This window comes from Streptomyces sp. JJ38 (assembly GCF_019303475.1).
GTDB lineage: Bacteria > Actinomycetota > Actinomycetes > Streptomycetales > Streptomycetaceae > Streptomyces.
The window spans coordinates 43,581-55,425 of sequence record NZ_JABLSI010000039.1; the positions used below are offsets into that span (position 1 = coordinate 43,581).

Here is an 11,845-nt window from a genome sequence, read left to right on the forward strand (position 1 = left end):
CGACGGCACCTGTGCAGCCGTTACGCCCGGGTAGCGTTGGCCCTGTGCCCGACCAGCGAGAGTCTCCCGACGCCACGGAAGAACACACCACGAGCCTGCGGGAGCGCGGTTCCTTCGTGAGCGCCCACTGCTCCTGCGGCTGGCGCGGCCCCGCGCGGCGCGCCCGGGCCCGGGCGCAGGCGGACGCGCGCGCCCACGACGAGGCGTAGCCGCCGCGCACGCCCGGAGAGGGGTGCGCGAGGCGGAGGCTCAGGCCGCCAGGTCGCGGCCGTGGGCCGCGGACACCGGCTCGCCGGAGGCTTCCTCGCGCTCGACGGCCCCCCGCGGCGGGGCGTGCACCAGCCGCCCCACGTGCGGCGACGCGGCCACGGCCCGGGTGAGCGGGGTGAGCAGGGCGGCCGCGAGCGGGGCGAGGAGCAGCACGACGGCGGCGCCCAGGGCCAGCCCGCCGATGACGTCCGTCGGGTAGTGCACCGCGGTGTAGACGCGCCCGAATCCCTGGAAGAGGGCCAGCGCGATGGCGAGCGCGCCGAGCTTCCGGTTGACGACGAAGATGCCCACGGCCAGGGCCATCACCAGCGCCGAGTGGTCGCTGACGAACGAGTAGCCGTCCTTCCCCGCCACCAGGACGTTGAGTCCCTCGTGATCGACGAACGGTCTCGGCCTGGCCACGAGCTCCCGGATCGGGTAGTTGACCAGGTAGGCGGCCGAGGCGCCCAGCGGGGCCCACATCAGCCCGGCGACGGCGGTCACGGCGTCCGGCCGGCGGCGCGCCGTCCACCACGCCCACAGGCCCAGCACCATGAGGCCGGCGATGACGCCGTACTCGCTGAGGAAGGCCAGCGCCGAGTTCGCCCAGTCGGGCAGGCTCGCCGACCAGCCGTTGACGCGGTAGAGCAGCCCGACGTCGGAGCTGTCCCAGTCAGACATGGCGCTGCGGCCTCTCGTTCGCTGTCACTCGCGTCACCCGTGTAACTCGCCCTGCATGGCTACCGGCCCCGTGTCTCGGAAGGTCATCCGATCCTGGTCAGGGAACGCGGCAGCCGGTCCCGGCGTTCCGCCATCCACTGAATGATCACGTCCACGTTATCGAAGAGTGACCGAACGCCGCCGCGTGCCCGGCGTCCGCGACCACGTCCCCGGGGTGTGGGGAGCCCGTCTCCGGCGTCCACGGGCCGTGTCCGGCGTCCGCGGCCCGTGTCCGGCGTCCGCGGCCCGTGTCCGGCGTCCGCGGCGTCCGCGGCGTCCGCGGCGTCCCACCCAGCGTAGGGCCACCGGGCGACCGGGGCAGCGCTCAGCCGGTCGGGCGGGTGGCCCCGAAGTAGTCGGGCGAGTCGATGGGATCGAACCGGATGACGGCCCCCGTGTAGGGGGCGTCGATCATGTACCCGCCGCCGACGTAGATCCCGACGTGGTGGATGGAACGGGGATCATCGAGGTCGTGGGCGAAGAAGACGAGGTCGCCGGGGAGCAGTTCGCCACGGGACGGATGCGGCCCGGCGTTCCACTGGTCGTTGGCCACACGCGGCAGCTCGATGCCCACCGAGGCGTAGGCGGCCTTGGTCAGCCCCGAGCAGTCGAACCGTCCGCCGTCCTCGGCCGTGCCGTCACCGCCCCACAGATAGGGCGTGCCCAGCTTCTCCTGCGCGTAGTGGATGGCCCCGGCGGCCTGGCGGGCGGGCGAGAGCCGCCCCTGGGCCGCCGCGAAGGACTCCTCCATCTTGCGGATGACCGCGACGTAGTTCCGCGTCTCCTCGTAGGGCGGCACCCCGCCGTACTTGATCACGGCGTAGGGCCCGGCGTTGTAGGCGGCCAGCATGTTCGACGTCACGTCGCCCGGCACCTTCGCCACGTTGCGGGCCAGCGTGCAGTCGTAGGACGCGGCCGAGGGGATCGCGTCCTCCGGGTCCCAGACGTTGGCCTCGCCGTCCCCGTTGGCGTCCAGCCCGTGCACGGCCCAGGTGCCGGGGATGAACTGCGCGATGCCCTGCGCCTCGGCGGGCGACTGCGCCCGCGGGTTCCAGCCGCTCTCCTGGTACAGCTGCGCCGCCAGCAGCGCGGGGTTCAGCGCCTCGCACAGGCCCCCCCACTTCTGTACGAGCTTCTCGTACTCCGCGGGCACCGAGCCCTTCGCCAGCCGTACCGGGCTGCCCCCGCCCGGACCGAACTGGGACGCGGACACGTACGTGCCCACCACCAGCAACGCCAGGAACGACAACACCAGGCCGAAACCGCACCCCGAAGCCACCCAAGCCTTCCGCACCCCCCAACCATCGCATTCCATGGCAGAATTCGAGAAGGCTGTACCGAGCCGATGACCGACAACCCACCTGTGGCGGTGAGTTCACATGTTCCTTGCGGCCGAAGAAGGCGACATCACCACCATTATCGGGGGAATCGCACCCGACTGGGGCCCGTTCGGCTCCCTGGGCACCGAGGCCCGCGTCATGATCGAGGTGGTCATGGCCGTCGCCATCCTCATCTGCCTCGGCATCGCGATCTGGGGTGCCGCCAAGCAGCGCATCGGTGCCACCGCCCTGCGCGACACGTTCAGCGCCGAACAGGGGAAGGGCCTGATCGTCGCGGGACTCACCGGCGTCTTCATCATCGGGTCGCTGGGAACCCTGTTCACGATCGTCTACGGTATGGCCGTCTAGCCGTTCGGGCGGTTTACGGCGCTTCTGCGGCTTTTCCCCTCTCCGTCCGCCAGGCCGCGCCGACCCCCGGGAGCGTCTCGTGCACATCGTCCACCCCAGCCTCGGGCCGTACCTCGTCGACCACAGCCGTCCCGCCGCGGACGACGTGCTGCGGGACCTCGCCGAGGAGACCCGCCAGGCCGTCCCCGACCTGGCGGCGATGCAGATCAGCCAGGACGAGGGCGCGTTCCTCACCCTGCTGACCCAGCTCACCGGGGCCCGGCTGGCCGTCGAGGTGGGCACCTTCACCGGCTACTCCTCCATCTGCATCGCCCGCGGGCTCGCCGAGGGCGGCCGGCTCATCGCCTGCGACCTCAGCGAGGAGTGGACGTCGATCGCCCGCCGCTACTGGCAGCGCGCCGGCCTGGACGACCGGATCGACCTCCGCCTCGGCCCCGCCGTGGAGACGCTGCGCGCACTGCCGCGCGAGGAGACCGTCGACTTCGCCTTCATCGACGCCGACAAGTCCGGCTACCCCGCCTACTACGAGGAGTTGGTCACCCGCCTGCGACCCGGCGGCGTCATCGTGCTGGACAACGTCCTCCAGGAGGGCCGCGTCGTCGACGAGGCCGAACAGGGCGAGACGGTGAAGGCCATCCGCGCCGTCAACGACACCATCGCCGCCGACACCCGCGTCACCTGCGCCATGCTGCCCCTGCGCGACGGCGTGACCGTCGTCCGCAAGCGCTAGGCACCGCCCACGCCTTCCGGGCCCCGCCTGGCCTTCCGGGCCGTCCGGCCCCGCCGTCGGCGTGCCGCCTCTAGGCTGAGACGCATGACGGACTGGGACAAGCTCGACTGGATCCGCTCGTCCGACGACCCCGACGAGGAGTGCATCGAGGTCGCGGTCGGCGAGGGCGATCTCGTCCACCTCCGCCAGACCGACGACCCCGAGCACGTCGTCACCACGACGAAGGCCAAGTGGAGGGCCTTCGTCCTGGGGGTCCGGAACGACGAGTTCGACCACTTCGCCCGGGGCGCGGGCTGAGAGCCCCTCAGTTTTCGTCCACAGGTGTGGACAGCCTGACGTGCGCCGTCCCGCGTGCCGCGGATCGCGGTCACATCGTCACACTCCGCCCGTGGACAACTCTGCCCCGCTACCGTCGTGTGAGGGGACAATAGGCGGAAGGCGGTTGACGATTGACGGCGACGGGTCGAGGGGCAGGCGTTCCATGAGCATCGGCGGCGACGGCTACGGAGACGAACGGGAGTACGCGGACACCCGTCGTGCGGGCACCCGCGTGCGCCTGCCCGAAGGGGAGAGCCCGGAGCCGGGCAGAACACCCGGCGTCCGCCCCGGGCGCAGCCTCGTCACCGTGGTCGGCGTCGTGGTCATCCTGATCGCCGCGATCGCGTTCGCGACCCGGGGCGGAGGCGAGAGCGAGGACGACGCCGAGGGCGGCGCCCAAGCCAACCCCACGGCACCCTCGGGCGTCGCCCCCGTCGACCCCCGCGGCCCCGGCGTCCCCTCCGGCTTCCCCCGCACCGAACAGGGCGCCCAGAGCGCCGCCGCCAACTACGTGGTGGCGCTCACCGGGGACGGTATGTACGACGCCAGGACGCGCACATCCATCGTGGACACGGTCTTCGCCCCCGACCTCTCCGCCGAGCGGCTGGCCTCTCTCGACAATGTGTACAGCGATCCCGACTTCCTGCGACGCATCGGGCTGAACGAAGACGGATCGGCCCCTGAGGGAAGCACGTTCGTCTCGCGAGCGAACCCCATCGGCTCGGATCTCGTGGCGTACGACGCCAGCGGCGGGACCGCCACCGTAGCTGTCTGGTACGTGACGCTGTTCGGCATCAGCGGCGAGGACTCGCGGAACCCGGTCACGGAAGCCTGGTACACCAACACCTTCGAGCTGCGATGGACCGAGGGCGACTGGAAGGTCGTCGAACTCGAACAACAGGACGGACCGACCCCGGTGGGCCGCGACCAACGCGCCTCCTCCGCAGAGGAGATGGCTGAGGCCCAGAAGCGCTTCGGAGGTTTCACCTATGCGCGGTAACCAGTCGGCCGTTCGCTCCGCCACGCTCAGGCGCCGCTGGCCAGCACTCCTCGCGCTGCTCGGGGGAGCTCAGGGAGCGGCGTTCCTGGCCTCGGGGTCGGCCGCGGCCGACCCCACGACACCTCCTGACGCCCCGGGAGCGAGCCCGAGCCCGGGTGAGAGCCCCAATCCGGACGAGAGCAACAATCCCTGTGACCTCGTCCGCGGAACCGCGCGGGAGTTGTGCGAGGGCGGCGAAGGGGGCGGCGGGGACGGCGGCGGAGGAAGCCGCACCCCGGAGGCGCTGGAGAGCCTCGACCCGCTGTCCTCCCTGGCCAACGGCTGCGCCGAGGCCGCCGCCTGGATCGTCGGCAAGCTGTCCGAGGCCGTCGAGGCCACCGCCGACGTGGACTTCACGAACGCCGCCTTCCTGCGCCAGTACGCCGTCGTCTTCGCCGCGTCCACGATCCTCACGCTCATCCTGTGGCTCCTGGCCATCACCAAGCGCGCCATCCGCGGCGTCCCGCTCACCACCGCGCTGTCCGAGGCCGTCGGCTTCCTCTGGCTCGTCGTGCTGGCCTCCGCCTTCACCCCGCTCGTCCTCTACACACTCGTCTCCGCCACCGATGCCGTCACCGATGTCATCGCCACCGGCACCGGCTCGCAGACGGACAAGTTCTTCGGCACGTTCTCCGAGGCCCTCCGCTCCGGTGAGGACATCGGCGGCGGGCCGATCATGCTGATCGTCGTCTCCCTCGTCTCCGTCCTCGCGGCGGGCGTGCTGTGGCTGGAATTGGTGATCCGGGCCGCCCTGCTGTACGTCGGCGCGCTGCTCGGCGTCGTCGTCTACTCGGGCCTCGTCGACAAGAACATGTGGTCCCACGTGCGCCGCTGGGCCGGAATCATGATCGCCGTCATCCTCGTGAAACCCGTCATCGTCATCGTGCTCGGGCTGGCCGGGGCGCTCGCCGCCGACGACGGCCCGAACGCGATGGGCGCCATCGTCTCCGGTCTCGCCATCATCCTGCTGGCCATCTTCGCCTCCGCGATGATCTACCGCTTCGTCCCCGGCTTCGGCGACGACATCGTCCGGCACCGCAACGCCTCCGCCGACCCGGCCTCCCGCAAGGCCGTCGCCGCCATCGCCACCCCGGCCGCCATGCTGCGGCAGGGCATCAGCGCCCACAGCGCCCGCGGCAGCGGCTCGGGGGGCGGGCAGCAGGGAGGCGGCGGTGGCGGCGGGGCCAAGCCCGCCAACCCGGTCGCCGGTGGTATGGCCGCGCACAGCACCCGCACCGCAGCGCCCCCGCAGCAACGGGCCAACCCGACCGCCGCGCCACGCACCACGAACGACCGCACCGGAGGTGACCGCAGGTGACGACGTCCCATACCGTCGCGCCGCGCCGCACGTACACCATCGGGCGCTCCCGCCCGAACGCCGTCATCGGCAAGAACCGCGAGACGGGCGAGATCGCCCTCATCGTCGTCGGTGCCTTCCTGGGCATGATGTGCGGTCTGCTGGTGCCGATGCTGTCGGTGCGGATCGTGCTGCTCGCGGGCTTCCCGATGCTCGCTCTGGCCGCCGTCTACGTCCCCTACCGGGGGCGGACGTTCTACCGGTGGATCGAGATCGACCGCTCCTACCGCAGGCTGCTGCGGCGGGGCGGGACGTACCGGTCGGAGGCCCCGGAGGCGGGCATCCGGCTCGACGGCCGGGAGACGGAGATCGGCGCGCCCCCCGGAATCGGCCGCATGACGTGGCTCTCCTCCCCCTTCGGGCCGGACGAGATCGCCGTCCTGCTGCACGCCGACCGACGCACCGTGACCGCCGCCATCGAGATCGAGGGACCCGGCGTCGGTCTGCGGGACAGCGAGGACCAGGAGGCGCTGGTCGACCGGTTCGGGACGCTGCTCAAGCACGTGGCCAACGGCGACGGCTACGTCACCCGGCTCCAGATGCTCGCCCGCACCCTTCCGGCCGATCCGGACGCCCACGCCAAGGACGTCGCCCAGCGCGGTGACGAGCGCGCCCCGCGATGGCTGCAGGCCTCCTACGACCACCTCCAGTCCATGGTCTCCACCTCCAGCGAGCAGCATCGTGCCTATCTCGTGGCCTGCATGCACCACGGCCGGGAACTGGCCGCCGAGGCCGCGACGATCGCCAAGGCCAACCGCTCCGGCGGTCGTCGGCTCTCCCGCGACGAGGGCCTGGCCATCGTCATGACGCGCGAGCTGACCGACATCTGCGCACGGCTCGCCGAGGCCGACATCCGGGTGCGGCAGCCGCTCGGCCAGGCCCGGCTGGCTTCCCTCGTGCACGCCTCCTACGATCCGGACCACCCCATCGACCACATCCAGGCGATGACCCAGCGCAACGCCTGGCCGGCCGAGTTGGACGCGACGCAGCCCGACTACCTCCAGGCGAAGACGCGCGAGTCCGCCACCCGCGAGCCCTGGTGCCATGCGACGGCCTGGGTGAAGGAGTGGCCGATGACGCCGGTGGGCGTCAACTTCCTCGCCCCCCTGCTGGTGCACACACCCGACGTCATCAGGACCGTGGCCGTGTGCATGGACCTGGAGCCCACCGAGCTGGCCATCGAGCGCATGCTGACCGAGAAGACGAACGACTCGGCGGAGGCCAGCCGGCAGGCGAAGATGAACCGCACCGTGGACCCGCGCGACATCGCCGCCCACGGCCGCGTCGACCAACGCGGAGAGGACCTGGCCAGCGGCGCGGCCGGAGTCAACCTCGTGGGTTACATCACCGTCTCCTCCCGCTCGCCCGAGGCCCTCGCCCGTGACAAGCGGACGATCCGCGCGGCGGCGGGAAAGAGCTATCTGAAACTGGAGTGGTGCGACCGGGAACACCACCGCGCCTTCGTCAACACCCTCCCCTTCGCCACCGGAATCCGCCGGTGAGGACGCATCGAGAGCTGACCACCAGATCAGTGATGAGGAGGCGCAGCCCCCATGGCCGCGTATGACCTGCTCTCCACCGTGACCGACGCCTTCACGAGCTTCCTCTTCGGCAGAACGGAGACGACGCGCCTGCCCGTCCGCACCTCCACGGGCCAGGCCCAGGCCGTCTACCTGCCCACCGCGGCCCCGGGCCTGGGGGACTCCGGCGTCATCATCGGCCGCGAGGTCTACAGCGGGAAGGGGTACATCTACGACCCGTTCCAGCTCTACGGCCAGCAACTCCCGGCCCCGCACTGGCTGGTGCTGGGCGAGTCCGGCAACGGCAAGTCGGCACTGGAGAAGACGTACGTCCTGCGCCAGCTCCGCTTCCGGGACCGCCAGGTCGTCGTGCTCGACGCCCAGGGCGAGGACGGTGTCGGCGAGTGGAACCTCATCGCCGAGCAGCTCGGCATCACCCCGATCCGTCTGGACCCGACGGCCGCGCTGGACCAGGGCATCCGGCTCAACCCGCTCGACCCGGCCATCACGACGACGGGCCAGCTCGCCCTGCTGCGCACCATCATCGAGGTGGCGCTCGGCCACGGTCTGGACGAACGCGCGGGCTTCGCCCTCAAGGTCGCCCACGCCTACGTCAACGCGACCGTCTCCGACCGGCAGCCCGTCCTCGGCGACATCGTCGAGCAGCTCCGCCACCCCGAGCCCGAGTCGGCGCAGGCGATGAACGTGGCGCTGGAAGACGTCCGCGCCTGGGGCCTGGACGTGGCCCTCGTCCTCGACCGCCTCGTGGACGGCGATCTGCGCGGCATGTTCGACGGCCCGACGACCGTCGGTATCGACCTGGACTCGCCGCTGACCGTGTTCGACCTCTCCCACATCGACCGCAACTCCATCGCCATGCCCATCCTGATGGCGATCGTCGGCGTCTGGCTGGAGCACACCTGGATCCGGCCGGACCGCAAGAAGCGTATCTTCCTGGTCGAAGAGGCCTGGCACATCATCAACAGCCCCTTCGTCGCCCAGCTGTTCCAGCGGTTGCTGAAGTTCGGCCGACGGCTGGGGCTCTCGTTCGTCGCCGTCGTGCACCACCTGTCGGACGTCGTCGACGGCGCCGCCGCCAAGGAGGCGGCGGCCATCCTCAAGATGGCCTCCACCCGCACGATCTATGCGCAGAAGGCGGACGAGGCCCGAGCCACCGGTCAGGTGCTGGGGCTGCCCCGCTGGGCCGTCGAGATCATCCCCACCCTCACCCCCGGCATCGCCGTCTGGGACGTCAACGGCAACGTGCAGGTCGTCAAGCACCTGGTGACAGAGGCGGAGAGGCCGCTCGTGTTCACCGACCGAGCCATGACCGAGGCCTCCGTACGCCCCGAGGACGCCGAACCGCACGGCCCCATGGACGAGCTGGACCACGCGCTGGAGACGGAGGCCGAGTCCCGCGCGAGCCGGTTCGACCGACTCACGCACGCGGATGGGACGGTGGCCTGACGTGCCGGGGCACGGACATCCGGGCACCGTCCCCGAGCCCGGCCGCAGGCCGGGCGGCGGCATTCCGGACGGCCTGCTGGTCGGCCTGCTCGCCCTGCTGCTGGGGCTCACCGTGCTGGCCTGGACGGCCGTCGGGCTGGCCGGGCTGCTCGCCCACGGTGCCTGGCCGCACGGCATCGGCTTCACCCACACCCCACTGGCGGTACGCGCCCTGGTGACCGACCCCGCGGACCTCGAGGCGGCCTGGCCCGACGCCGACCCCGCCACGCTGTCCGGGCCCGGCCTCTTCTGGGGCCTGCTGATCGGCGAGGTCATGGTCCTGTTCGTGCTGACCCTCGCGCTGCTGACGTCGCTCGCCCGCCGCAGGGCCAGGCGCCAGGCGCGTCACGTGGCCCGGCGCATCGCGGAGGACACCCGTGGGGAGGCGCCACCGGGACAGCCGTGGGAGGCCCAGGGGGCGGCCCGGTCACACGCCTCTGCGCGCGTGCGGCCGCCAACCCCGCCCCACCGTCTGCACGAGTCGGCGCAGGACCCGTCCCCGGCGAAGGCCTTCCCTCCGGACGCGACCCCGGGTTCAGCTCCACGTTCAACCCCGGCTTCGGCCTCGGCCTCGGACGAGCCGGGACCCACGTCGGTGACACGCTCCAACCTCACCGCCCACAGCCCCAGCACCGTAGGCCTCACCGGAGCTGCACGGCCCTCGCCGGGAACGGCGCACGGTCTGGTGCTGCGGGGCGCGGCCGACCCGGCCGAGGCCCTGGCGGCCGCCGAAGGCCCTTCCGTCGTCGTCACCGCCGATCCCGATCTGTGGCGCGTCACGGTCGGGGCCCGCGCAAAGTTGGGGCCGACGTACGTCTACGACCCCGGCCACCGCACGGACGCCCCCATGCGGGTGCGCTGGGCGCCGGAGCGGGGCTGTGCCGACCCGGCGGTGGCCCGGAGCCGCGCGGCGGCTTTGCTCGCACCGGTCCGCAGCCCTGCCACGGCCCACGCCGCCGTGCACGACGCCGCCGAAACCCTGCTGCGCTGCTGCCTCCACGCAGCCGCCGTCTCCGGCAAGCCGTTCCGCCTCGCGCACCGGTGGGCCACGGGCGCGTCCACGGCAGACGCCGTCCGCATCCTGCGCGGTGACACCGGAGCCGCCCCGGGCGCAGCGGGCGAGCTGGAGGCGACACTCGCCGCCCACCCGGAACGGCGAGAGGCCGCCGTCGCGTTGGTCGCCCACGCGTTGAAGGCCCTGGGACGCGTCCACGTCCGGGACGCCTGCGCGGGCAGGCGCACGGATTCCAGGGCGGTGGAATCCTTCGCCGCCGAAGTGGGCACGCTCTACATCGTGGGCGAGGCCGTGGAAGCCCCACGCCGTCATGCCGGCGTCATGCCCTTCGTCACGGCGCTCACCTCGAACGTGGTCGAGCACGGCCGGCGCATGGCCGAACGGTCATCCTCCGGTCGGCTCGACCCACCAATCACCCTGGTCCTCGACGACCCGGCTGCCGTCGCTCCCCTGCCCGAGCTCCCGTCGCTCGTCAACGAGGCGACGGAGGTGGGCATCCACACGGTCGCCCACCTGCGTTCCCAGGATCAGGCCCGCTCCTGGTGGCCCGAGCTGGTGCTCGGCCAGGTGCCCCGGACGGGCTTGGCTCGCTGACTCAGCGGTTCGTCGCTCAGCGGGTGGTGACTTCAGCGGGCGGCCGTCTCCGGGGCGGGCTCGGTGCCCTCGTCAAGAGCGGCCACGGGCCTCGGGCCTCCGTCCCCGGGCCGCCGACGGGACACGGCGACACCCACCAGGCACAGCACACCACCGACCAGGGCGAGCGGCCGCGGCACCTCGTCCAGCGCCATCCAGGACATGAGCACCACCAGCACCGGCACGACGTATGTGGTGGCGCTCATCCGCCCCGCAGGCGTCCGGGCCAGTGCGTAGGCCCACGTGGTGAAGGCCAGCGCCGTCGGAAAGACCCCCAGATAGACCATGTTGAGCGTGGCCGACAGCGGCGCCTGCCCCACCTCGGACGCCAGGACTCCGACGAAGGGCAGACAGGCGACCGTACCGGCCACACACCCGAAGAACGTCACCTGAAGCGGTGTCGCGCTCCGCAGAGCCGGCTTCTGCGCGACCACACCCGCGGCATAGGTGACGGCGGCCAACAGGCAGAGCAGCACGCCCAGTACGGACGCTCCACCGACGTCGGCCATGGAGAACCCGACCATGCCGGCCCCGAGGAAGGCCACCCCGATCCCCAGGAACAGCGCACGTGGCAGACCCTCTCCGAGGAACCGGCCGCTCAACAACACGATGAGGATCGGTCCGACGTTGACGAGCATGGCCGCGGTCCCCGCATCGACCTCCTGCTCCCCCCAGTTCAAGGCCACCATGTAGACGCCGAACCAGAGCACCCCCGCGATTCCGATCCAGGGCAGCGCCTGGCGAGGCGGGAGGCCGTCCCCACGTATCAGCCAGATCGCCCCCAGCACCAGGGCAGCCGTCAGTAGCCGCCCCAGCGCCAAGGCCGCGGGAGAGTAGGAGGAACCCGCGCTCCTGATGGAGACGAAGGCGGAGGCCCACAGGAGCAGGGTGATGCTCACAGCGATCAGCGCGGGCCAGTCTCGTTGACGGTCCGCGTTCAGGGTCTGTGTCATGGGCCGACGGTAGACCAAGACCACTTCGACGCTCACCGAATTATCCGCAGCATCCCGGCGGCGCCGTGTTGTCGGGTGCGCAGACCCGGAACACAAAAAAGCCCGGGGCCCTGGACA

The 11,845-nt window shown here is 71.7% G+C and carries 12 protein-coding genes; 9 read left to right on the forward strand and 3 right to left on the reverse strand.

Going from position 1 to position 11,845, the window contains the following annotated elements:
• Nucleotides 1-44: 44 nt before the first annotated feature.
• A complete protein-coding gene (locus HPT28_RS20145) occupies nt 45-209 on the forward strand; it encodes a hypothetical protein (protein ID WP_219092563.1) in 165 nt (54 codons plus the stop codon).
• Between the two features lie 40 nt (nt 210-249).
• On the opposite strand, the gene HPT28_RS20150 is transcribed toward HPT28_RS20145, so the two are convergent.
• Entirely contained in the window at nt 250-930 is a 681-nt protein-coding gene (locus HPT28_RS20150) for a phosphatase PAP2 family protein (protein WP_219092564.1), read from the reverse strand.
• Between the two features lie 364 nt (nt 931-1,294).
• Nucleotides 1,295-2,284 (reverse strand): bifunctional lytic transglycosylase/C40 family peptidase, encoded by a 990-nt coding sequence (locus HPT28_RS20155; protein WP_219092565.1) that lies wholly within the window; start codon nt 2,282-2,284, stop codon nt 1,295-1,297.
• A gap of 64 nt (nt 2,285-2,348) precedes the next feature.
• On the opposite strand from HPT28_RS20155, the gene HPT28_RS20160 reads away from it, so the two are divergent.
• From HPT28_RS20160 to HPT28_RS20195, 8 genes are all read left to right on the forward strand, one after another.
• A complete protein-coding gene (locus HPT28_RS20160) occupies nt 2,349-2,657 on the forward strand; it encodes a hypothetical protein (RefSeq protein ID WP_219092566.1) in 309 nt (102 codons plus the stop codon).
• Between the two features lie 79 nt (nt 2,658-2,736).
• Entirely contained in the window at nt 2,737-3,387 is a 651-nt protein-coding gene (locus HPT28_RS20165) for a class I SAM-dependent methyltransferase (RefSeq protein WP_219092567.1), read from the forward strand.
• Nucleotides 3,388-3,471: 84 nt separating this feature from the next.
• The gene (locus HPT28_RS20170; protein ID WP_219092568.1) at nt 3,472-3,684 is read left to right on the forward strand and encodes a DUF397 domain-containing protein; all 213 of its coding nucleotides are present in this window, start codon (nt 3,472-3,474) and stop codon (nt 3,682-3,684) included.
• Nucleotides 3,685-3,868: 184 nt separating this feature from the next.
• Complete coding sequence (locus HPT28_RS20175; RefSeq protein ID WP_219092569.1) at nt 3,869-4,705, forward strand: hypothetical protein; 837 nt, start codon at nt 3,869-3,871, stop codon at nt 4,703-4,705.
• Complete coding sequence (locus tag HPT28_RS20180) at nt 4,695-6,062, forward strand: hypothetical protein (protein WP_257578984.1); 1,368 nt, start codon at nt 4,695-4,697, stop codon at nt 6,060-6,062. Before HPT28_RS20175 ends, HPT28_RS20180 begins: the two co-directional genes overlap by 11 nt.
• Complete coding sequence (locus tag HPT28_RS20185) at nt 6,059-7,603, forward strand: SCO6880 family protein (RefSeq protein ID WP_219092570.1); 1,545 nt, start codon at nt 6,059-6,061, stop codon at nt 7,601-7,603. The genes HPT28_RS20180 and HPT28_RS20185 overlap by 4 nt, the downstream gene beginning before the upstream one ends.
• Nucleotides 7,604-7,654: 51 nt before the next feature.
• Nucleotides 7,655-9,088, forward strand: a complete 1,434-nt coding sequence (locus HPT28_RS20190; protein WP_219092571.1) for an ATP-binding protein — start codon at nt 7,655-7,657, stop codon at nt 9,086-9,088.
• Between the two features lies 1 nt (nt 9,089).
• On the forward strand, nt 9,090-10,736 hold the full coding sequence (locus tag HPT28_RS20195; protein WP_219092572.1) for a type VI secretion protein: 1,647 nt from the start codon (nt 9,090-9,092) through the stop codon (nt 10,734-10,736).
• Between the two features lie 32 nt (nt 10,737-10,768).
• Here the strand turns inward: HPT28_RS20195 and HPT28_RS20200 are convergent, their stop codons facing one another.
• Complete coding sequence (locus HPT28_RS20200) at nt 10,769-11,728, reverse strand: DMT family transporter (RefSeq protein WP_219092573.1); 960 nt, start codon at nt 11,726-11,728, stop codon at nt 10,769-10,771.
• Between the last annotated feature and the right edge of the window lie 117 nt (nt 11,729-11,845).